23 protein-coding genes and 1 pseudogene are annotated in these 20,748 nt (G+C 56.5%); 16 read left to right on the top strand and 8 right to left on the bottom strand.

Annotated elements, in window-relative coordinates:
• The first annotated feature begins 16 nt into the window (after positions 1-16).
• The 3 genes from IHQ43_RS13235 (at position 17) to IHQ43_RS13225 (ending at position 2,985) form a co-directional block, all read left to right on the top strand.
• Entirely contained in the window at positions 17-832 is an 816-nt protein-coding gene (locus IHQ43_RS13235) for a carboxymuconolactone decarboxylase family protein (protein ID WP_192564717.1), read from the top strand.
• A 125-nt stretch (positions 833-957) separates the two neighbouring features.
• Positions 958-2,010, top strand: a complete 1,053-nt coding sequence (locus tag IHQ43_RS13230; protein ID WP_192564716.1) for an alpha/beta hydrolase — start codon at positions 958-960, stop codon at positions 2,008-2,010.
• 81 nt (positions 2,011-2,091) lie between these two features.
• Positions 2,092-2,985, top strand: coding sequence for a LysR family transcriptional regulator (locus IHQ43_RS13225; RefSeq protein ID WP_192564715.1), 894 nt, complete (start codon positions 2,092-2,094; stop codon positions 2,983-2,985).
• A gap of 223 nt (positions 2,986-3,208) precedes the next feature.
• Here IHQ43_RS13225 and IHQ43_RS13220 read toward each other — a convergent pair whose 3' ends face one another.
• The 3 genes from IHQ43_RS13220 to IHQ43_RS13210 form a co-directional block, all read right to left on the bottom strand.
• Positions 3,209-4,591, bottom strand: coding sequence for a DUF1254 domain-containing protein (locus tag IHQ43_RS13220; RefSeq protein ID WP_192564714.1), 1,383 nt, complete (start codon positions 4,589-4,591; stop codon positions 3,209-3,211).
• A gap of 200 nt (positions 4,592-4,791) precedes the next feature.
• Positions 4,792-5,262: a hypothetical protein gene (locus tag IHQ43_RS13215; RefSeq protein WP_192564713.1), complete on the bottom strand. Its 471-nt coding sequence runs from the start codon at positions 5,260-5,262 to the stop codon at positions 4,792-4,794.
• Between the two features lie 148 nt (positions 5,263-5,410).
• A complete protein-coding gene (locus tag IHQ43_RS13210; RefSeq protein ID WP_244142266.1) occupies positions 5,411-5,950 on the bottom strand; it encodes a GNAT family N-acetyltransferase in 540 nt (179 codons plus the stop codon).
• A 465-nt stretch (positions 5,951-6,415) separates the two neighbouring features.
• Here IHQ43_RS13210 and IHQ43_RS13205 point away from each other — a divergent pair, with 465 nt between their 5' ends.
• Positions 6,416-6,778: a DUF6124 family protein gene (locus IHQ43_RS13205; protein ID WP_192564712.1), complete on the top strand. Its 363-nt coding sequence runs from the start codon at positions 6,416-6,418 to the stop codon at positions 6,776-6,778.
• 200 nt (positions 6,779-6,978) lie between these two features.
• Here the strand turns inward: IHQ43_RS13205 and IHQ43_RS13200 are convergent, their stop codons facing one another.
• Entirely contained in the window at positions 6,979-8,166 is a 1,188-nt protein-coding gene (locus IHQ43_RS13200; protein WP_192564711.1) for a GAF domain-containing sensor histidine kinase, read from the bottom strand.
• 156 nt (positions 8,167-8,322) lie between these two features.
• On the opposite strand from IHQ43_RS13200, the gene IHQ43_RS13195 reads away from it, so the two are divergent.
• Entirely contained in the window at positions 8,323-8,571 is a 249-nt protein-coding gene (locus IHQ43_RS13195; protein WP_192564710.1) for a hypothetical protein, read from the top strand.
• Positions 8,562-8,885 (top strand): annotated as a pseudogene (locus tag IHQ43_RS29570) (patatin-like phospholipase family protein); the annotation flags it as partial. The gene IHQ43_RS13195 and the pseudogene IHQ43_RS29570, both read left to right, overlap by 10 nt.
• 220 nt (positions 8,886-9,105) lie before the next feature.
• Here the strand turns inward: IHQ43_RS29570 and IHQ43_RS13190 are convergent.
• From IHQ43_RS13190 to IHQ43_RS13180, 3 genes are all read right to left on the bottom strand, one after another.
• Positions 9,106-9,387: a pentapeptide MXKDX repeat protein gene (locus IHQ43_RS13190; protein ID WP_192564709.1), complete on the bottom strand. Its 282-nt coding sequence runs from the start codon at positions 9,385-9,387 to the stop codon at positions 9,106-9,108.
• A gap of 70 nt (positions 9,388-9,457) precedes the next feature.
• Complete coding sequence (locus tag IHQ43_RS13185; protein ID WP_192564708.1) at positions 9,458-10,237, bottom strand: molybdopterin-dependent oxidoreductase; 780 nt, start codon at positions 10,235-10,237, stop codon at positions 9,458-9,460.
• On the bottom strand, positions 10,234-10,872 hold the full coding sequence (locus tag IHQ43_RS13180) for a cytochrome b/b6 domain-containing protein (protein WP_192564707.1): 639 nt from the start codon (positions 10,870-10,872) through the stop codon (positions 10,234-10,236). The genes IHQ43_RS13185 and IHQ43_RS13180 overlap by 4 nt, the downstream gene beginning before the upstream one ends.
• A gap of 377 nt (positions 10,873-11,249) precedes the next feature.
• Here IHQ43_RS13180 and IHQ43_RS13175 point away from each other — a divergent pair, with 377 nt between their 5' ends.
• The 10 genes from IHQ43_RS13175 to IHQ43_RS13130 all read left to right on the top strand — a co-directional run bounded on the left by IHQ43_RS13175 (position 11,250) and on the right by IHQ43_RS13130 (position 20,430).
• Positions 11,250-11,810, top strand: coding sequence for a fasciclin domain-containing protein (locus tag IHQ43_RS13175; RefSeq protein WP_192564706.1), 561 nt, complete (start codon positions 11,250-11,252; stop codon positions 11,808-11,810).
• Between the two features lie 180 nt (positions 11,811-11,990).
• Complete coding sequence (locus tag IHQ43_RS13170) at positions 11,991-12,815, top strand: AraC family transcriptional regulator (RefSeq protein WP_192564705.1); 825 nt, start codon at positions 11,991-11,993, stop codon at positions 12,813-12,815.
• Between the two features lie 72 nt (positions 12,816-12,887).
• Positions 12,888-13,274: a cupin domain-containing protein gene (locus tag IHQ43_RS13165; protein ID WP_192564704.1), complete on the top strand. Its 387-nt coding sequence runs from the start codon at positions 12,888-12,890 to the stop codon at positions 13,272-13,274.
• Positions 13,275-13,355: 81 nt separating this feature from the next.
• The gene (locus tag IHQ43_RS13160; protein WP_192564703.1) at positions 13,356-13,823 is read left to right on the top strand and encodes a metallophosphoesterase family protein; all 468 of its coding nucleotides are present in this window, start codon (positions 13,356-13,358) and stop codon (positions 13,821-13,823) included.
• A 44-nt stretch (positions 13,824-13,867) separates the two neighbouring features.
• A complete protein-coding gene (locus tag IHQ43_RS13155; RefSeq protein ID WP_192564702.1) occupies positions 13,868-14,488 on the top strand; it encodes a LysE family translocator in 621 nt (206 codons plus the stop codon).
• A gap of 117 nt (positions 14,489-14,605) precedes the next feature.
• Positions 14,606-14,953 carry a metalloregulator ArsR/SmtB family transcription factor gene (locus IHQ43_RS13150; RefSeq protein WP_085611839.1) on the top strand — a complete coding sequence of 116 codons (348 nt, stop codon included), beginning with the start codon at positions 14,606-14,608 and terminating at the stop codon, positions 14,951-14,953.
• Positions 14,954-14,962: 9 nt separating this feature from the next.
• Positions 14,963-15,433: an arsenate reductase ArsC gene (locus IHQ43_RS13145; RefSeq protein ID WP_192564701.1), complete on the top strand. Its 471-nt coding sequence runs from the start codon at positions 14,963-14,965 to the stop codon at positions 15,431-15,433.
• Positions 15,434-15,444: 11 nt separating this feature from the next.
• Positions 15,445-16,134: an arsenical resistance protein ArsH gene (gene arsH, locus IHQ43_RS13140; RefSeq protein WP_192564700.1), complete on the top strand. Its 690-nt coding sequence runs from the start codon at positions 15,445-15,447 to the stop codon at positions 16,132-16,134.
• A 117-nt stretch (positions 16,135-16,251) separates the two neighbouring features.
• Positions 16,252-18,636, top strand: a complete 2,385-nt coding sequence (locus IHQ43_RS13135; protein ID WP_192564699.1) for a DUF3772 domain-containing protein — start codon at positions 16,252-16,254, stop codon at positions 18,634-18,636.
• Positions 18,637-18,735: 99 nt separating this feature from the next.
• A complete protein-coding gene (locus tag IHQ43_RS13130; RefSeq protein WP_244142265.1) occupies positions 18,736-20,430 on the top strand; it encodes a DUF262 domain-containing protein in 1,695 nt (564 codons plus the stop codon).
• 153 nt (positions 20,431-20,583) lie between these two features.
• Here IHQ43_RS13130 and IHQ43_RS13125 read toward each other — a convergent pair whose 3' ends face one another.
• Positions 20,584-20,748 carry a DUF2986 domain-containing protein gene (locus IHQ43_RS13125; protein ID WP_192564698.1) on the bottom strand — a complete coding sequence of 55 codons (165 nt, stop codon included), beginning with the start codon at positions 20,746-20,748 and terminating at the stop codon, positions 20,584-20,586.

Genomic DNA, 20,748 nt, shown 5'->3' with positions numbered 1-20,748 from the left:
GATGGAGCTTTTCACGATGACCACTTTCGCACGCAAGACGACTGCCCTCCCCGCCCTGATGGCGCTGTGTTTGAGCGTCGGGGCGATGTTCAGCGTTACCACTCAAGCAGCGGAGGCACCGCAAGACATGACCAGCCCACAAGCCAGCGCCGACACACTGTCGAGCAAGCAACAGTCGATTCCGCTGATCGCCGCGTTCATGGCGACCAGCGACATGCCCAATCTCAACGTGGCGCTCAACCAGGGGCTCGACGCAGGTCTGACCGTCAGCGAAACACGGGAAATTCTCGTGCAGCTCTACGCCTACGTCGGCTTCCCGCGCAGCCTCAATGCCTTGAATGAGTTGATGTCCGTGGTGCAGGCGCGCAAGCAACGCGGCATTGAGGATGCGCCGGGGCGTGAACCCAGCCGGGCCATTCCAATCGGGGATGAGTTGCTGGCGGCTGGCACCGCCAATCAAACGAAGATTTCCGGCGGCCCGGTCAAAGGCCCGGTGTTCGAGTTTGCCCCGGTGATCAACCGGTTCCTGCAAACCCACCTGTTCGGCGACATCTTCGAACGTGACAACCTCGACTGGCAAAGCCGCGAACTGGCGACTGTCGGGGCACTGGCGGCGACGCCGGGCGTGGAGCCGCAATTGCGCTCGCACATGCTGGCGAGCCTGCGCGTTGGGTTCAGCGCGGCGCAGTTGCGCCAAGTTACCGAGCAGTTGAAAAAACACGGCGATCAACAGACCGCCGAACGGGCCAACACCGCGCTGACCCAGGCCCTCTGTGGTTCAACCAGTTCCGCATCGACCTGTGGCCGAACGGTTTCAACGACGGGCAAGTGACTCGGAACGTACTGCGCCGCAAATGCAGATCGCCGATCTGGTGGCGCAATTCCTCAAAGAAAAACAGCTGGACTGACCGTCCCCTTCTTTCGACTGCCGCCCTTTTGATTGCTCAGGAGCTTCACGTGAAAAACACGCTCAAAGCCACGTTCATGTCGGCACTGGTCGGCCTATCTGCCGGCGAATCCCTGGCCGCCGACTTCAAAAAGAACCCGTTCACCCTGGCCTATGACGGCGCGCTCACCAAGAACGAACCGGGCAAGGTCAACATTCATCCGGTCAGCTACAAACTCAATGGGCTGGACATCGCCGCCAACGTCTACACCCCGGCCAACTACGACGCGAAGCGAACCTACCCGACCGTGGTCGTCGCGCATCCCAATGGCGGCGTGAAAGAGCAAGTCGCCGGTTTGTACGCCCAGCGCCTGGCCGAACAGGGCTACATCACCATCACCGCCGACGCGGCGTACCAGGGTGCCAGCGGTGGTCAGCCACGCAGCATCGATAAACCCGCGTATCGCATCGAAGACATTCACGGCATGGCCGACTTCATCAGCCAGTTTGCCGGTGTCGATAACAAACGCCTGGGCCTGCTCGGCATTTGTGGCGGCGGCGGTTATTCACTGGCGGCGGCGCAAACCGACAAACGCTTCAAATCGCTGGCGACCGTCAGCATGTTCAACTCGGGCCGGGTGCGCCGCAATGGTTACAACGACTCGCAAATGGACAGTATTGAGCAACGTCTGCAACAGGCTTCGGCCGCCCGCGCGCAGGAAGCCGCCGGTGGCGCGGTGTTGTATTCCGGTGATGCCAACCTGACGGATGAGCAGATCGCCAAATTGCCGTTCGAACTCTATCGCCAGGGCTACGAGTATTACTGGAAGACCCATGCGCACCCGAACTCGACCTTCAAATACACCACCAGCAGCCTCCTCGACCTGATGCGCTTTGACGCCACCAACCAGATCGAGCTGATCAATCAACCGTTGCTGATGATCGCCGGCAGCAAGGCCGACAGCCTGTACATGACTCAGGATGCCTTCCCCAAAGCCACCGGCACCACAGACAAGGAAGTGTTCATCCTCGAGGGCGCCACCCACATCGAAACCTATTGGGTGCCGCGCTATGTCGACGCCGCCATCGGCAAGCTGAGCGCGTTTTACGCCCGCACCTTGTGATGAACGCTCTGGGGGTCGCGCATCCGAGCGCAACCTGCTTTCATGGATTAATTCCGCGCCCCTCATGAGAGGTTTTCATCAATGTCCCGCGCCAATCTCAACGACCTGCTGGCCTTCGTGGTCATCACCCGCGAAGGCAGCTTCACCCGCGCGGCCGCACAACTGGGCGTCTCGCAATCGGCGCTGAGCCACACCATGCGCACTCTGGAAACACGGCTGGGCGTGCGCCTGCTGACGCGAACCACCCGCAGCGTGTCGCCGACCGAAGCAGGTCAACGCCTGTATCAATCGATGGCGCCACGCTTCGATGAGATCGAACTGGAACTGGCCGCGGTCAGCGACTTTCGTGACACCCCGGCGGGCAATGTGCGGATCTCGGCGTCCGAACATGCGGCGAACAATATCCTCTGGCCCAAGCTGTCGAAAGTGTTGCCTGACTACCCGGACATCAAGGTCGAAATTACTGTCGACTACGCCCTCACCGACATCGTTGCGCAACGCTATGACGCCGGTGTTCGCCTGGGCGAACAAGTGGCCAAGGACATGATCGCCGTGCCCATCGGCCCTTCGTTGCGCATCGCCGTCGTGGGCTCGCCCAAGTACTTCAAAGACCGACCGATTCCGAAGGCGCCGGGCGATCTGGCCGCGCACAACTGCATCAACCTGCGCCTGCCCACCCACGGCAGCCTGATGCAATGGGATTTTGAAAAGGACGGCCGCGAACTGAAGGCCCGGGTCGAGGGGCAATGGACGTTCAACAGCAGCGTGCCGATTCTGCGTGCGGCAGTGGCTGGATGTGGTTTGGGGTTTCTTCCGGAAGATATGGTCGCCGGGGAATTGGCTGACGGCAATCTGGTGCGGGTGCTTGAGGATTGGTGTCAGCCCTTTGCGGGTTACCACCTTTACTATCCGAATCGCCGGGAACATTCGTCGGCGTTTGGGGTTGTGGTGGATGCGCTGCTCTATAGAGGCTGAATGACCAAATACCTGACAATCAACCAATCAACCAATCAACGAAGCCACAGAGCGCGCCCTCGATCACGACCTCATCTCACAACAACGGGTCAGCAAATCAAGCGCTGGATCAGATTGGGTTGAAGAGTTGAACGCTTGCCCTCTGCGACCACAAAGTACGCAGCAACAGAGGGCCTGAGCGTTGGCCGATAGCTGCCGGTGGTTATAGGCAACGCATTGTTGATTACTTTGCTTGCTCGATCAGCGGGGAATGCCAACTCCCGGACAACAATTGCGGTTTCGGCCAGTAGTAGCGCATTGTGACCATAAAGGGCCCATCGGGTGCCGGTAGCCAGTTAGCCTCTTTATCTTTGCCCGGCGACTCATGCTGGATGTACAGAGTGAGCCCGCCGTCGGCATCCTTGGTCAGGTTTGGCAGCATGGGCGAGTTGATCAAGTAGCGATCGAGAGAATTCTCCACGAGCAATTGTTTGGGCAGGTCGTACATCGTCAGAGACCAGAACGCTTCCACCGGCGGTTGCTTACCCTTCGCGAATTTCAGTGTGTAATTGTGTTGGCTACCATCAAGGGGCTGACCCGAGGCGTCCTTGTCGTAAATGGGATACATCGCTTCTTCACGAGAGTTCGCGCCAATCCCCATTTGTGTGCCTGTCGCACGGACGACGTAGTTGTTCTTCAGGTATTCCCGCGTACCGAACAGGGTGTCTGTCTTACCGCCAAGCGAGTTGCGCAACTTGTCGATTTCTTTCTGGCCATCCTGCATGCCTGCCACCAGCGCAGCTTGCTGGGCGCGCGACAGTCTTGAGGCGTCAAAAGGTTTTCCCGGCTCGATACCAATCTCGGTAAAACGCTTGCGCAACGCGATTTCGCTCGGGTGGGTCGGAGCGAATTGCAACAGAAAAGCAAGCTGGTTGAAGAACTCCCTGGATGTACGTTCGATGGCAGGCGCTATTGGCTTGATCCAGTTCACCTGCGCAACCGCTTGGGGGGCTGGCTTGTTTTGGAAGGCGGAAAGGGTTTGAACCTTGTAGTTGGCCTGGATTTTTTTGACGTTATCCAGATCGGCAGGATTGAACAACTGAGTACGGCCTACCACCGACACCATTTCCGTTTCGGCCTTGATGACTTTGTCTACGCCCTTGGGCTTTGCACCTTTCCATTCCGGCCCGGTAATCATGTACGTACCGCCCTGGTTACCAGTGCTACGGCTGCCTATGTACGCGAAGTTGAAGCTGTAGAGGTCCATCAACTGGAACACGAAGTAGCGATTTTTCTCCATCGGCGGGACACTGATAATCACCGGTTCTGCACGCAGATCCAGACCGACGAACGAGTAAGGCGTATCAGAGTTCGGAGTGACGAATGCGGTGTCTGCCGGTGTAAAAACCCGAGACACATTGAGAATGCAGTTAAAAGGGCCTTTGTATTGCGGGTTGCTTTTGTCTATCGAGAACGCATACATGACCCGATAGGTATCCACCATCGGCGTGCCAAAAACGTAGGCTTCTTTCGCGATATTCCGGGTCTCATCCACGCTAACCGAAGCTCCCGCCGTGATGGGCACGGCAGCCATAATGGTTGCTACCAGCGATGTGGCGAACAACATTCTCTTCAGCTTTTAGAAAGCTCCCTGATTCCACGGCGCAAGATTTGGCTCCAGTGCCAACCCTAAGCATCGTAGGTGTGAACAGGAAGATCGTCCACGCCGGCGAGATCGGCGACCCGGACATCCCGCCTAACTCACCGAGATCGCCTTTTTCCTTAATGCATTTCAAGACAGCTTCTGCGCGAGTGACGAATAACCCGTCATGGCTCGTTCTCAATAGCAGCGATGGCTGCCAGATAAACGTCATTGCCGATACCGACCTGGCTCCACACCTGTCGTTCCTCTGCGCCTTGACGGTCGTATTGCTCATCAGCATCCCAAAGAGTGAGGATTTGGGTCGGGAACAGATACTCATAACGGTCGAACTCATGGGGGCCGGAGTCGTCCGAGGCGGCCATCAGTGAAAACAATTCAGTCGCAGATACCGAAAAAACATCAATCCCTCTATACATGACGTTGAACCGAGAGTTTCCGGAGACGCCTATGAACTGGACTTGATCGCCTGCGTCGCACTCAAACTGAATGGAAGATTCGCAAAAGTAGTCGAGGCGACCATGGGTGTGTTCAAGCGGGAATCCATTCACAGACATGGCTTCCCTTGCTGCTTCGCGAGAAGCACCAAGCCGGATGGGGCCAATGGCTTCACGCGGTAAAATTTCAAAAACAGGCATGAATACTCCCTGTACATCAACAATCCAATGATTAAACCTGCACTCTTGCCTCTATGGCAGGAGCCGTAACAACGGCTCAGGAATACACGGAACCCGGCGGCATTTTCATGTCACACAGTGAGCAATTGCAAACTCCGTTTCCATGGATTCAACCGGTCGACACAGCCCACTGATCCCGTTTCAGCCCGTAACACTGACACCAGGCGGGCACCGCGGAGAGCTGCAACTCGGCGTCATACAAATGCTTCGCACCGATCTTAAGCGCAGCTTTTTGTGAGCGAATGTTTGTCGGCGCGATATGGAAATAAACCGTGTCGTACGCCTTGAAGGCATGTGCCAGCATCAGGTCCTTCAACTCGCGATTGGCATCACCGCCCCACTTCGCCCGCACCAGAAAGGTGTACCCGATAGCGATACTTTCCGGCAGGTCGGGCGGCACGTAGTAACTCGACATCCCGACAATCTGCCCGGACTCGCTATTGGTGATGGTGAGCGCTTTGGCGGTGGCCAATCGAGCGGCGAAATACGCCTCGAATACCGGCCGTTCATGGCGATCACTGGCGGGATGGCCGGCCCAGATGCCTGGATCACTGGCGGCCAGAAACATGCCCTCGAAATCACTGTCGGTCAGCGGTCGGAGGCTTAAGGTGCTGCCGGACAAAACGGGTTGCCAGTTGAAGTCGTTCACGATGGTGGTGTCCTTTCCGGGTGGCTTGGGGATGGAGCCAGTCTAGGGCAGCAGAGCGCCGGAAAAAGATCCAATACGGCGGTTATTGAAGGAGCCATCGGAGGTTGTTTAAAGGTTTCCTCCGTCCGTGTTTAAAGACACTCAGCGTTACTTCCTCAAGGCTACAACGCCTTGCGTCATTGCCTACGACTAAGCCAGAATCCGCCGGCTTGTGCGTCTGGGACGCGGGTTTTATCGTTTCCGGGTCACTGAAAAACAGTGATGGGGTTTGGTAGCCCGAGTTAACTAGTCGCATAGCGCGCCATTCGCAGGCCTCCCAAGGTCTGTACTTGATGGTGGCCATGCGCAGGGCACTTTCGAGTGCGCCGGGTTCCTAGTTACCGGTCTACCAACCCGCGTATTGGCCGCCACCCTTCGTTTGGTAGCGAGGGTGAAGGCTCCTTTTAAATAATTAGGAGTTTCACCATGATCAAACCAACACCGAATCCCCCGGAAACCGATCCGGTATCCCCCTACAAATTCCCAGACTCACGAACGCTTAACGAAGCCGCCGAACGCGCCCTCGACCACTACCTCACCCCCCAACAACGCATCATGGGCAGCCACCACAAACACGACCCCATGTACCTGGCCAACCCAGCGTATGACACCGAATCTTTGCTGGCCAACGCCAGCGAATCACTAGGTTCGGCGAGCGAAATGCTTAACAACTTTGCGGCCACGCTGGAGCCTGCTCATCGCAAGACTGCGATCGGGATCGCGCAGTTGGTGATGTTGAGTGAGTTGGCGGTGAATCAGGCGTTGGATCATGTTGAGGTGAAGAGCTAAACGCTTTGCCCTCTTGGGTAACCGGCTAGTTCGGAGCGACAAAGGGAATAAGCGTTGGCCGAAGCTGCCATGGGGAATGGCAGCTTTCGACTGTGGATTCAACCGGTCACAGCCAGGCTCCATCGTGCCTTAGCGAGCAACCGAATGAAGACCTGGCTGTCTTCAACAATGATCTGCGGGATGAAGATTGTCTATTAGGCTCATTGGAGTCGAGCGGGAAATCTCGCTACGAAACAAGTTCCCGATTCTAGTGTGGACACCACGCTCAGGTTGCCCCCGTGCGCAGTGGTAATTTGGGAGGCGATATAAAGTCCCAAGCCCAAGCCTTCACCACGTTGCCCAGCCTCTGATCGGGTGAAAGGTTCAAACAGTAAGGGCGACAAGAACGGCGGTATCGGCGTGCCTTGGTTGGTCACAGATATAATAATTTCGTCCAATTCAGTAACGGCCTTAATAGTGATAGGCGACGCTAATGAGCCGTGGGTGACGGCGTTCCCCAGCAAGTTAGAAAGCAACTGACTGATACGCAGAGGGTCACAATAGACACCGGTCGGTATGTCTACCAATTCATTAAATGTAGCTCGAGGATGCGAGATCTGAACCTCATTCAGAGTCAAACGTAGTGTGTGGCCCAGATCATCGACAAGTTGGCGTCTGATTGGAATTCCGCCCCCCATTCGACCCCGGGCAAAATCCAGCACGTTTTCGATCAGGGTGCCCATGCGTGTGGAGCTGGTACGAATGGCTGAAATCAAGTTAAGCGATCTTTTGTCCGTTGTTTTGGTTTCCAGCAGATCGGCGCTCATGCGAATGGCGCTCAATGGGGTGCGCAAATCATGCCCGAGTACGGCGACGAATTGTTCGCGCAACCTTCCGTGCTCCTGGGCATTAGCTAACTCCGCTTGGGTCATCTCGAGATTGTTCTGGGCATCGAGGCTCATCGCTATCAATTGAGCGAAAAGCGTAAGCGTGTTGGCAATGGCCGGTTCATCGAGATGAGCTGGCACAGAGTCGATTGCACACAATGTCCCGAAAAACTCGCCGTTGGCCTTTATGATCGGAATAGAAATATAGCTTTCCAATCCATAGGTTCTGGGCGTGTGATGCAGGGAAAAAACGGGATGTTCACTGGCGTGGCCGAAAATGACCGGTTTTCTGTGCTGGCGAATTTCATGACAGATCGTTGACTCAAGCACCAGCTCGTCGCCGGGTTTCAAGCCGAACTCGATGGAGTCATCTACTGCGCACGCCACCCAGTTTCTATCAGTGACCCTGGCGACAGCGGCGAACCGCATTCCAGTGAGGTGCTTGACCATGCTCAATATCACCGGCACAGCTTCGATGCGATGGATAGCATTAATGTCTTGAGAGAATTCTGGGTTGGTCATGGATCTGCGGTTCAAATGAGTGCGTTCAGAGAGTATTCCTAATTTCCTAAGGTATCCAATAGGCTGTTTCATCAAGCTTCAGGTCACCAGGGTCAAGTCCAGCGAGTTTCATAACGGCCGCCTCTGGCGCTCGACGAGGTAGAAATCGACTTCGAGTTGCCCTTTCGTCAACGACTGTATAAGGACATTTTTGATCGTTGGGAGCGCGTCTGGCATGAGGGTGAATACGATCTGATTCCTCAGTGCATGGCGCAAGCGTACATCCGGCACGATGAACTGGGTGACCGCACGTTAACGCCTGAAGAATATGCCAAGGAAATTGCCAAGGCTCGAGAGGCACGCCCCAATACCCGTTTCGTTATCTACGAACACAGTTTCGTCGGCGACCGCGCTTGGTTTCGCTAGGAGCAACGCGAGTTGTAGTCGTACCAACCGGGTTTGGTTGCGCTTGTCCTGCTCCCCCGAAAGGACTTGTGGCGCTGGCATTGCACACACTTAATCTGATGAGCATGCGTCAACTAGTACGTGACATTGAATTGTTTGCCTCGCGAGCCTCTATCCATGTCGTCGCCCCGCTGTGCCCTTTGAGTGCTTCGGTATTCGACTTCACCCAAACCGATCAGTTAATGCAGCGCGCCTTTCTATCGACTCAGGAGTAGATCAAAGAGGGAGGGTTGATCCGTACCGGGGTTCCGGATTCGCTACTGGCTCACACCCATCAATCTTTTTTGAAGTTATCTCGAGGTCAACCTTCCAGGCACATAGGCACAATGTTACTTGCGGACACTGCCGAACCTGGAGCGAGACTCAGTATCGGAGTCGAACTGAGGAAAAGCCCGGAGAAACTGGAAGATTTGATTGGCCAGGAAAACGAGCCGCCAACAGGGCGGCTCAGTCACACGCGAATGATTTAACTCAACAGCAATCTTAAAGGCCAATTTACTGTTTCATTTCATCTTTCTTCATTGCGTCATCGGACATTGCGTCCTTTTTCATCTCGTCTTTCGACATGCTGTCTTTTTTCATGGTGTCCTTCGACCCTTTATCCATCTTCATCGAGTCTTTGGACATATTGTCTTTTTTCATCGTGTCCTTTTTCATGGCGTCCTTTGACATCGTGTCTTTACTCATGCCGTCATTGCTCATTGTATCGGCTGCATACACGCTGGCTACGCCTAATGCCAGACACATGGAAAGTACAGCGGAGGCGAGTTTTTTCATGATGTAACTCCTGAAGCGTAGGTTACGAATGAACGCAGTTTTGCTGCGCGTTGATGCTGCAAGACACGGTTCAACTACCGCCGAACCAGTTGTATCCCTGGTCTTCCCAGTAGCCTCCGCTATAGGTGTTGCTGACAAAAATGGCCTGTATATGTTTGGGGTTCTTGTAGCCGAGCTTGGTCGGCATGCGCAGTTTCATCGGAAAACCGTACTGACGGGGTAACACGGCGCCGTCATATGTCAGCGTCAACAATGTTTGCGAATGCAATGCAGTGGCCATATCGATGCTTGTGTAGTAATCGTCGGCACACTTGAAACCGACATACTTTGCATCCGTATCAGCGCCTACCCGCTTCAGAAAGTCGCTGAACCGAACGCCCCCCCATCGGCCTATTGCGCTCCAACCTTCCACGCAAATATGTCGGGTGATTTGCTCGATCTGCGCCATGGCTCGCAACTCTTCAAGCTTCCAACTTCGCTTGTCGGCCACCAGGCCAGTCACTTCCAGCCGATAGTTTTCCTCGACCACAGTGGGCGCTTCATCGATGCCGTAAAAGGCATTGAACGGAAAAGGTTTGGTAATCATGGATTGCGGGTAGGTCGGTGCGAGCCTGTCAGGATCAAACAGCCATCCTTGCACCCGGTCATTGAAGCGCGACATGGAGGACAGCGCGGCTTCGACGTTGTCGTTGTCGGTGATGTTGCAACCCGACAGCATTGCCACGCCACCAAGGGTCAGACTGCGCAACAAGAACGAGCGCCGTGAGCGATCATCGATTCGCGCTGCCAATATTTTCCGGGCGTCGATCAGGATAGACGACTCGTCAGGTGCTTCATTGCGCTTTTTCATACGGATTCCTTCCGGCCGACGATCATCCCCCACAGAGTCTTGGGAACCAAAGCGACCATCACCAAATGAACCACAAGGAAGGCCATCAACAGCGACATTCCAACAAAGTGCACCTGCCGCGCCCCTTCATAACCGCCTAGCAATACCCGCAAAATGGGGAACTGCACGGACTTCCACAGCACCAGTCCGGAAGCCACCATCACAGCGACGTCGAACATGACAAAAAGGTAAGCGATTCGCTGAACCTGGTTATAGTGGCTCGGGTCACCATGGCCCAATCGCCCTCTCAGCGCCGCCCAAAAATCATGAAAAACACCTTTTGGTGATACCGGCAAAAACCTTTTAAGAAGACGACCGCTGGTGACATTGATGCTGAGGTAGACGATGCCATTTATGGCCAGCAACCACATTGCCGCGAAATGCCATTGCAGTGCCCCGCCTAGCCAGCCTCCAAGTGTCAATGACTTGGGAAAGCTGAAGTCGTACAAAGGTGAAGCGTTGTAGATTCGCCAACCACTGGTGACCATTACCAACACGGCCAACGCATTAATCCAGTGAGTCAGCCTCAACCAGCGAGGATGAATACTCTTCGGCGATAGATCAGCAACGCGAGTTGTTCGGGGCAGGGCTGACATGACCAGTTCCTTACGTTGTGTTGTAAGGATAATGACCATCTATACATCCCCAAATCCTCACGAAAAGTTAAATAATCCGTGATAACTCTGACTTGGTATAAAGCTGGCAATTAGGTTTATATGATTTTTTATAACCTTTCGGTAAAAACCAAGGCCGTACCAATTTGTCCTTGTTGCCGGGCTAATGCCTGTTGTTAGCGAAGATGTTCATGACAAGTCCCTCATCTCTCGAAGGGCACGGCTGGCCAACCGATGCAAGGTCGATAACCAGCCAAAAGCTGCCTTGATTTATTTTTCGCGGGGGTGCATCCGGTTCGCTGTCTCCTACGTAAGTACGTCACCCTCATACGAAGGGTTGAAAATCAAGGAGACGTATCATGCACACGCTCATCAAACGCTTTGCGATTGCCTGCTTTACCCTTCTATGCATCAACACCGGACTCAGCTTTGCTGCGGATACCGTGATGGTTGGCGGGGCAGCCATGTACCCAAACAAAACCATCGTAGAGAATGCCGTCAACTCTAAAGACCATACGACGCTGGTTGCAGCTGTCAAAGCCGCCGGCCTGGTCGATACACTTAATAGCAAAGGGCCTTTCACCGTCTTCGCTCCCACTAACGCGGCCTTCGCCAAGTTGCCGGCCGGAACAGTCGACACGCTGGTCAAGCCCGAGCACAAAGCCGATCTGACCAAGATCCTCACCTATCACGTGGTACCCGGTACTCATACCGCCAGGCAACTCATGGAGGACGCCAAAATGCATGGCGGCAAGGTCATGCTCACAACCGTTCAGGGAGAGTCTCTTACTGTCTGGCTGCACGATGGCAAGTTGTGGGTTGAGGACGCCAAAGGCGGAAAATCAGCTATCACCATCGCCGATGTCATGCAGTCCAATGGAGTGATACACGTCGTCGATACAGTGTTGATGCCAAAGTAAATGATGAGAACTCGCTGACAATTGAGAGCGACTTCGTTTTCTGGTGGAGGGCACTGGTCTTGCTCAGCTAACTTACGGAGAGCAGGGTCAAGTGCCTTCGAGGTTGAATCATGAGGATTATTTCGACTGCTGATCTCGTCTACAGCACCCAAATACTGTGCATCTACGGAAAATACCTTCATGGACCGAAAAAAAAGCAGACCTGCCAGCGCCGACTGGGTAATCCGCAGTGCTCAACCCGGCAACATAGAGCGTATCGAAGCATGGTTCGGCAGCCACGGTTATGACCCACACCGTCACGACACCTACTCGATAGGCCGCACCTTGGCAGGTGTGCAGAGTTTTCATTACAAGGGGTCGCTGCGCCATGGTGTGCCAGGCAACACACTTGTGTTACACCCTGACGAACTGCATGACGGTATGGCTGGCACTGATGCAGGTTTTCATTATCGTATGGCCTACGTTGATCCTGGACTGATCCAGAACGTCCTGGGTGGGCAACCTCTGCCCTTCATCGCCGGTGGCCTCTCGAGCGATCCACGCCTGTACCACGCCACCGAAGCATTTGTGCGAGCGGTGGATCATCCGCTGGAAACGCTGGAGGAACAGGACGCCTTGTATGATCTGGCAATGACATTGTGTGCCGTAGGTGGCAAGCCGCCTGGTCGCAAACGCCTGGATTATCGCTCTGCCGAACGCGCCAGGGCTTTCATTATGGAAAATCTGCATTTAAGCATTACCCTGGAGATGCTGGAGCATTCCAGCGGACGCGAACGCTGGAGCCTGTCACGGGACTTCAGGACGCTCTATGGCACCAGTCCCTACCGCTTCGTCACCTTACGTCGTCTGGACCGTTTTCGTGAGCTTGTTCTTGACGGTTTCACACTGGTGGACGCCGCGCTTGCTGCGGGCTTTCACGATCAAAGCCATATGACCCGACACTTCACGCGCTGCTACGGGGTCCCCCCCATGCGTTGGCTGGAACGCTTGCGACTGGCCCGCTGACTTGCAGGATCGTACAAGAACAGTAGCTACCCTGTTCTATAGGCTGACGACTCCAACTACAGAGGATCCGTCATGTCTGAGCCCCTTCATCCACAAGCATCATCCCCCGTAAACCTCGCGCAAAAAGCTTCATTGATCGAACAGCAGTGGAGCCCCAGGGTCGTTGCGGAAATGAACGACTACCAGTTCAAGGTGGTTAGAATCGAAGGCGAATTCATCTGGCACTCACATCCGGAAACTGATGAAGCATTTCTTGTTCTGGAAGGCACCCTACGCATCGATTTGCCGGAGGGATGCGTTCATGTAAATCCGGGTGAGTTATATGTGGTGCCACGCGGCGTGGCGCACAGGACCGCCTCGCGAGGTGAAGCGAAACTGATGATGATCGAGCCACGAGGCATTTTGAACACGGGGCATGAAGACGGTGAACGGACTGCCTTGAACGACGTCTGGATATGACTCGACGCCACCATGCGTAACGGCGGCGTCCGCTTTTGGCCGTAAACATCAGCTTCTGCCCGAAAACGCCACGGTGCCCCCATGAAAACCGCCCTGATCTCCGACACCCACAACCTCCTCCGCCCCGAAGCCCTCGCCGCGTTCCAGGGCTGTGACCAGATCATCCACGCCGGCGATATAGGCAACCCGGACATCCTCGCACAACTGGCCAAAATCGCCCCTGTCCACGCCGTGCGCGGCAACAACGATCTCAACAGCCCGTGGGCCGAAAATCTCCCAGACCTTCTGACCTTCACCCTCAACGGCTGGCCAACCCTCCTCCTCCACGACATCGCCGACGTCCCCGCCGATCTCGATCCGGGCATCAGGCTCATCATCACCGGCCACTCCCACAAACCCCGCATCGAATGGCGCGGTGATCGTCTCTACGTGAACCCCGGCAGCGCCGGCCCTCGGCGTTTCAAGTTGCCGGTCACGCTGGCGATCCTCGAGATACAACCCGACCGCATCGAACCGCGCCTGATTTCCCTGCTGGATCCCCCCGCCTGAAACCGCTACCGTTCCCCTCATCCAGAACAGGGAACCCACGCGCCATGTCCATCGCCGACAACCTCCTCGCCTTCACTTTCGCTGCCACGCTGCTGACCCTGACGCCCGGTCTCGACACTGCGCTGGTGCTGCGCACCGCCACCGTCGAAGGCAAGCAGCAGGCGTTGCGTGCGGCGTTGGGGATCAATGCCGGTTGTCTGTTGTGGGGCGCGGCGGTGGCGTTTGGGTTGGGGGCGTTGATTGCGGTGTCGGAGCTGGCCTACAACCTGTTGAAGTATTGCGGCGCGGCGTATCTGGCATGGCTGGGGTTGAACATGCTGCTGCGCCCTCGCCGCTCGCTGGCACCGGCCGAGGGCGACGGCAAGCCGGGGGCAAACTGGTTTTTCAAGGGCATGCTGGGGAATGTGCTGAATCCGAAGATCGGGATTTTCTACGTATCGTTTCTGCCGCAGTTCATTCCGCAAGGTCAGCCGCTGGTGCCGTGGACGTTCGGGCTGGTGAGCATTCATGTGGTCCTCGGGCTGATCTGGTCGCTGGTGTTGATTGGCGCGACGCAGCCACTGTCCGGTTTCCTGCGTCGCGAGAAGGTGATTCGCTGGATGGATCGCACCACGGGGATGATTTTCGTGCTGTTTGCCGCACGGCTGGCGTTCAGCAAGCGTTGAAGCGCCTGCGCTAAAAAATCTTCGGTCGAGAGCTGCCACCTTCATCAAACTCCAGGCTTGCCCACCACATATGGATATCCGTATATTCGGACAACCATATGTACTGAAGGCATCGTCATGCTCACCCCCGCCTCCGTTTTCAAATGCCTCGCCGACGAAACCCGTGCCCGGGCCACGCTGTTGATCACCCGTGAAGGTGAGTTGTGTGTCTGCGAACTGGTTTGCGCGCTGGACGACAGTCAGCCGAAAATCTCCCGCCATCTCGCGCAACTGCGCACCTGCGGCCTGTTGCTGGATCGTCGCCAGGGCCAGTGGGTTTATTACCGGCTGAACCCCGATTTGCCGGCATGGATTCGCACGCTGCTTGAAACCACGCTCGCCGCCAACACCGCCTGGCTGGAAGAAAACAGCGCACGGCTGGCGGCCATGGGCGATCGCCCGCTCAATACGTCTGCCTGCTGCTGAGGACCGAAAATGCGCGTCCTGTTCATGTGCACCGCCAACAGCTGCCGCAGCATTCTGTCGGAGGCGATGTTCAACCATCTGGCGCCAGCCGGTTTCGAAGCAGTCAGTGCCGGCAGTTTCCCCAAGGGCCAGGTACTGCCGCGCAGCCTGACCACGTTGCAGGCGGCCGGAATTTCCATCGCCGGGTTGAGCAGCAAGGGCAACGAGGCCTTCGAAGACAACCCGCCGGATATCGTCATCACCGTGTGCGACAAGGCCGCCGGTGAAGCCTGTCCGGTGTACTTCGGCCCGGCCCTGAAAGCCCATTGGGGGCTGGAAGATCCGTCGGATGTGCACGGCGTTGAAGGCACCATCGACGCCGCCTTCCACGCCACCCTCGCCCGAATCGAAACCCGCTGCCGGGCCTTCCTCGCCCTGCCCTTCGCCGAACTTGACCGTGATGCCCTCAAGCGCGAGCTCGAACGCATCAGCACGCTGTAACCGGAGCCGACATGACCGACCTGCCCAACCTCGATCCTTCACTGGTTCAAAAAACCACGCGTGGCGAAGACGCGCACAAGCCGCGCATCCTGTTGCTGTACGGCTCGACCCGCCCGCGCTCCTTCAGCCGCTTGCTGGTCGAAGAAGCCGCACGGTTGCTGGAGCACTTCGGCGCCGAGACGCGAATCTTCAATCCTTCGGGCCTGCCGCTGCCGGACGATGCGCCGGGCGATCACCCGAAAGTCCAGGAACTGCTCGAACTGATGCAATGGTCCGAAGGCCAGGTCTGGTGCTCACCGGAACGTCACGGTGCGATGTCGGCGGTGTTCAAGGCGCAGATCGACTGGGTGCCGCTGGCCCTCGGCGCGGTACGTCCGACCCAGGGCAAAACCCTGGCGGTGATGCAGGTCTGCGGCGGTTCGCAATCCTTCAACGTGGTCAATCAACTGCGCGTGCTGGGCCGCTGGATGCGCATGTTCACCATCCCCAATCAGTCGTCGGTGCCCAAGGCTTATCTGGAATTCGACGAAGGCAACCGCATGAAACCTTCGGCGCTGTACGACCGGGTGGTGGACGTGATGGAAGAGTTGGTGAAATTCACGCTGTTGCTGCGTGATCGCCCGGACCTGGTGGATCGCTATTCCGAGCGCAAGGAGTCGGCGGAGGAATTGATGCAGCGGGTCAATCAGCGGTCGATCTGAACAACCGCAACGCCGCGAACGGTGGCCCGTCACCCGGGTCACCGAAACTTTTCCGCGCCCGCCGGTCCCATCACCTAACCTCAATGTTTGTGTGATCAACCGGAATCGGCCAGTCCCATGCGTAATGCATTGAAGTCATTGATGTTCGTCGCTTTGATCCTGTTCGGCTCGGGGTTCGTGGCGGTGTCGGCCGGCGACTTGCCTGGCACCGCCGATGTCAGCACCGGCGCCCCGCTCCCCGGCGTCACGCAAAGTGATCTGCAAGCCCTGCAACTGCGCCTCGACGGGCTCAAGCAGCAGATCTCGTCCGCCAACAATTACAACCAGCTCGAAGGCCCGCAGGACCGGGTGCAGACGTTCATTCTGGACATTGATCGACTGTCGGCATCGCTGTTGCCGCAGCAGGCGCAATTGACCGTTCAACTGGGCGTGCTGGGGGCCGCGCCGGCCGAAGCGGTCGCTGCCGAACAAGCCGATATCGCGGCGCAGCGGGCGACGTTGATCGAGCAAAAAAACAAGGTCGATACCGCACTCAAGAACCTCGCCACCCTCAAGCAGAGCGCAACGGATCTGATCACCCAGATCGCCGGCATCCGCCGCACGTTGCTCGAAAGCGAACTGACGCTCAGCACCCACAGCATTCTGAATCCCGGTTTCTGGACGCCCCTTTTCAATCCATCGGCGGACGACCGCCAGCGCCTGCGGTTTTTCGTCGAACAGGTGCAACAGACCGGCGCGGAAGCCTGGCAACCCGGCCAGCGCCTTTACACCGCGCTGCTGGTGGTGCTGGCCTTCATCGTCTGGACGCTGGGCCGGCGGCTGGCCGACCGCTGGCTGGCGTGGGTGTGCATTCACCGCATGCCGGAGGGTCGGCTGCGCCGCAGTTCACTGGCGTTCGCCTCGGCACTGGCGACACTCGCGACCACCGCCATCGCCCTGCAATTGCTGTACTACGCCTGCACCCGTCACGTGCCGTTGCCGCCGATGCTGGCGACGTTTTCCGATGAGTTCGAGAAAGTCGTTTACGCCTGCGTGCTGATCACCGGCCTGAGCCGCGCGTTGCTGTCCACCGAGCACCCGTCATGGCGGCTGCCGGGGGTGGCCGACGAGGTCGCACACACGCTCCAGCCATTCGCGCGGATCCTGGCCGCGACGTTGTTGGTGCTGGTCACGGCGGTGCAGGTCAGCAATGCCTCAGGGATGAGCAGCCAGATCGTGATCGCCGGGCGCGGAGTGATTGCGATAGTGGTGCTGGGCATCGTCACGACGTTGCTGATGCGTGTCGGCAGAGTGCGCAAAGTCTTGGTGGCGGCTGGGGATACGCAGGTGTCGGGCAACACCTTTGCAGGGGTGATTTACACCGTAGCCACCCTGTCGATGGTGCTGTCGTTCGGCGCCCTGCTGACGGGGTATGTATCGCTGGCGCGGTTCATCACCTACGAACTGGTGTGGGCGTTTATCGTGTTTTCCGGGTTTTACCTGCTGATGCAGTTGCTCAAGGACAGCTGCGAGTATTTCTTCTCGCCCCGCCATTCAAGCGGCAAGGCGCTGAAACAGCTGCTCGGTGTGGGTGATCGACGCCTCGAACAGGCCTCGACCCTGCTGGCCGGGTTCGGTCGGGCTGCGCTGTTGCTGTTGGCGGTCATCACACTGTTTGTCGGCGGAATCGGCACCACCCTGGGCCAACTGGCCAACAACATCGGCACGATCCTCGGCGGCGCCGGCCTGCGCAAACTGAACATCGTCCCCGGCCATTTGCTCAACGCGATGCTGGCGCTGCTGATCGGCATCTACCTGATCCGCGCCCTGCGCCGCTGGCTCGACAACGAGTTCCTGCCAAAGACCGACATGGACCCGGGCATGTGCGCCTCGCTCAGCACGCTGTTTTCCAACATCGGTTATGCGGTGGTGATCCTGCTGACCCTGTCATCGCTGGGCGTGCAATGGACCAACCTGGCGTGGATCGTCAGCGCCCTGTCGGTGGGCATCGGTTTCGGCTTGCAGGAGATTGTGAAGAACTTCGTCTCCGGGCTGATCCTGCTCACCGAACGCCCGGTCAAGGTGGGCGACCTGATCAGCATCAGCGGCGTCGAGGGCGATATCCGCCGGATCAACGTGCGCGCCACCGAAATCCAGCTCAGCGACCGCTCGATCGTGATCGTGCCCAACTCGCAATTGATCTCGCAGAACCTGCGCAACGTCACCCTCGGCGGCAGCGCCCAGGGCGTGGCGACGCTGGAGCTGATGTTCCCGCTGGATATCGACCCCGAACAGGTGCAGAACCTGCTGTTCGACACCTACAAGGAACACGAAACCATCCTCGAAAAACCGGCGCCGTTCGTGCGCTTCAGCAAGCTGACGCCGGACGGGATTACGTTGACGGTGACCGGGTATGTCGCCAGCCCGAGGATTGTCGGGACGACCAAGAGTGATCTGCTGTTCGAGATTCTCAAGCGGCTGGGGGCGGCGGGGATTGAACTGGCGAAGCCGCCGAGTACCTGAGGACAGGTCGACTACCAGAGCACCTGTATGTGGAACGTGCAAAATCTCTCGCCTCAAGAGATTATGGGCACTACGCCACTATTCATAAGGACAGACTCTGTGGAAGCCTCAACGACCATCCGTAACATGATGGCCAACAACCGAATTGTTGTTCCTGCCTACCAACGCGCCTATGCCTGGGAAACGCCCACCGAAGGCTCAAGCCGTACCACGCAAACGGATGTGTTTCTCTACGACCTTGAGTCGTACCGGCGCAGCAAGACTCGAAGTCCCTATTACTTCGGCCACTTCCTGTTTGAGGAGACGCAAGGAGAGTTCAGGGTGATCGACGGTCAGCAACGTCTGACCACGATCAGCCTCTTCCTCGCAGCGCTATTCGCATGCCTGCACCGCAAGCGGCCGCTCACCGAAGATGAACAGGACTGCTACAAGGACCTGATCAAACGGGAAAGGCAAATCCGCTTCAAAACAGTCGACTATGACAATCAGGTCTATGTCGACTATGTAATCAATCAATCCAGACACGACATTCCTGCCTTACAGACCACTTCAGCCAAGCGGCTGATCATGGCCTTCGATTACTTCAAGATGATGTTGAGTGATCAATCTGAAGAGTACATGACGGACATGCTCAGAATCGTTTCCCAAGCCTCGTGCAGCACGCACCCTGTAAGGGATGAAGCGGAAGCGATTCAGATGTTCATTTTCCAGAATAACCGCGGAAAACGACCATCCAATCTGGAGGTGGTAAAAGCGCAGTTCATGTATGCCATCCACCTTCACGGAGAGGACCAACAACAAAAAGACAGCCTTATCGACGAGATCAAAAATCGCTTCGAGACCATTTACAAGTCGATATCGGCGGTTGAGTACAAAATCAATGAAGATGAAGTGCTGCAGTTCACTCTCCGTGTTCATTTCAACTCCCTCTGGGAGAGCGGGGCATTGGACAGAGTAGAGAAAATGCTGGCCGGGCCGTCACCACTCGACTTCGTACAGGCGTTCACTGACTCCCTGGCCATCAGCTTTGAGCACTTATCGGTATTCTTTGGCGAGGACGAACAAAAAAACTTCCCGATCCATTCATTGGTAAGCCTTGGCGGGATCGCGATCGCACTGCCATTCATTCTAAAAGCCTATCGATTTGGCCTGAGTCTCTCTGACAAAAACAGGCTCTGCGTGGCTTTTGAGAGCCTTATCGTCCGTCATCGCCTGATTGGCACGCGTGCGGATGTTACTTCTCGCATCAATGATGTTTACGAGAATTTTTTAACCGAGAACTCATCGATAGCCCCCATCCTTGATCGGATCGAGCGTCTCAAGACTTCGAGTGACTGGTGGTGGGCCTATTGGAACAACGAAAAACTGCTTGTTGTCCTGGATGGTGAGATCAACCACAGAATCGCGAAACACCTGCTGTGGAAATATGAAGTTCACCTTGAAGGGGATGGACACCGTGGCTATGCACAGCGGCGCTACAGTGACACTAAGCGACCCGAGTTGGAACACATCGCCCCTACTACCGAACCCTCGTCGCTACCCCACGGCTATGACACCTACGACGATACCTTCAAACATGAATATCTGAACTGCCTGGGTAACTATCTACTGCTTTCCAAATCCCATAACTGTGCAGTAGGCAACATTCCATTCACGGAAAAGCTGAAAACCTACACCCATAACTTTCAACAGAGAGAGATCAATAGTTTTGTCAGCGATGGACGCGTCTGGGGGCAGGATGCAATTCAGGAGCGGCATGAAAAAATCGTTGCCGCACTGATGACTATGCTTTGAATGTGGAAATGAATCGGATCGGACTTCGACGACACTTCGAATGACCGCTTCCTGACCGACAGCCTCAGGCTACCACCTGAGGTTGACACGTCAGCTCAAGCGGAGTCAGGCCCCACAACGTAAGGATCCCTGCCCGGTTACAGCAAAACGGGATCAGACTTCAGTGGATCCAATCGACTCTGGACCCGCTTCAGCCTCCAGTTTCAGGCGATCCGCCTTGCTGATGTACTTCGGCTTGTTGCTCTTGGGTGCCAGTTTGGCGTTGGCCTTTCTGGATTTTTCCTTGAAGAGCTGTTGCAGTTTTTTCTGACGGTTCAT

The organism is Pseudomonas gozinkensis (assembly GCF_014863585.1).
GTDB lineage: Bacteria > Pseudomonadota > Gammaproteobacteria > Pseudomonadales > Pseudomonadaceae > Aquipseudomonas > Aquipseudomonas gozinkensis.
This window is presented reverse-complemented; position numbering and strand designations above follow the sequence as displayed.

Coding starts and splice junctions, on each gene's coding strand:
- IHQ43_RS13180 (WP_192564707.1), bottom strand. CDS start 10,872: ATGTCAGCCCTGCCCCGAACAACTCGCGTTGCTGATCTATCGCCGAAG.
- IHQ43_RS13160 (WP_192564703.1), top strand. CDS start 13,356: ATGAAAACCGCCCTGATCTCCGACACCCACAACCTCCTCCGCCCCGAA.
- IHQ43_RS13155 (WP_192564702.1), top strand. CDS start 13,868: ATGTCCATCGCCGACAACCTCCTCGCCTTCACTTTCGCTGCCACGCTG.
- IHQ43_RS13135 (WP_192564699.1), top strand. CDS start 16,252: ATGCGTAATGCATTGAAGTCATTGATGTTCGTCGCTTTGATCCTGTTC.
- IHQ43_RS13185 (WP_192564708.1), bottom strand. CDS start 10,237: ATGAAAAAGCGCAATGAAGCACCTGACGAGTCGTCTATCCTGATCGAC.
- IHQ43_RS13200 (WP_192564711.1), bottom strand. CDS start 8,166: ATGACCAACCCAGAATTCTCTCAAGACATTAATGCTATCCATCGCATC.
- IHQ43_RS13190 (WP_192564709.1), bottom strand. CDS start 9,387: ATGAAAAAACTCGCCTCCGCTGTACTTTCCATGTGTCTGGCATTAGGC.
- IHQ43_RS13215 (WP_192564713.1), bottom strand. CDS start 5,262: ATGCCTGTTTTTGAAATTTTACCGCGTGAAGCCATTGGCCCCATCCGG.
- IHQ43_RS13220 (WP_192564714.1), bottom strand. CDS start 4,591: ATGTTGTTCGCCACATCGCTGGTAGCAACCATTATGGCTGCCGTGCCC.
- IHQ43_RS13205 (WP_192564712.1), top strand. CDS start 6,416: ATGATCAAACCAACACCGAATCCCCCGGAAACCGATCCGGTATCCCCC.
- IHQ43_RS13165 (WP_192564704.1), top strand. CDS start 12,888: ATGTCTGAGCCCCTTCATCCACAAGCATCATCCCCCGTAAACCTCGCG.
- IHQ43_RS13225 (WP_192564715.1), top strand. CDS start 2,092: ATGTCCCGCGCCAATCTCAACGACCTGCTGGCCTTCGTGGTCATCACC.
- arsH (WP_192564700.1), top strand. CDS start 15,445: ATGACCGACCTGCCCAACCTCGATCCTTCACTGGTTCAAAAAACCACG.
- IHQ43_RS13145 (WP_192564701.1), top strand. CDS start 14,963: ATGCGCGTCCTGTTCATGTGCACCGCCAACAGCTGCCGCAGCATTCTG.
- IHQ43_RS13170 (WP_192564705.1), top strand. CDS start 11,991: ATGGACCGAAAAAAAAGCAGACCTGCCAGCGCCGACTGGGTAATCCGC.
- IHQ43_RS13175 (WP_192564706.1), top strand. CDS start 11,250: ATGCACACGCTCATCAAACGCTTTGCGATTGCCTGCTTTACCCTTCTA.
- IHQ43_RS13125 (WP_192564698.1), bottom strand. CDS start 20,748: ATGAACCGTCAGAAAAAACTGCAACAGCTCTTCAAGGAAAAATCCAGA.
- IHQ43_RS13235 (WP_192564717.1), top strand. CDS start 17: ATGACCACTTTCGCACGCAAGACGACTGCCCTCCCCGCCCTGATGGCG.
- IHQ43_RS13150 (WP_085611839.1), top strand. CDS start 14,606: ATGCTCACCCCCGCCTCCGTTTTCAAATGCCTCGCCGACGAAACCCGT.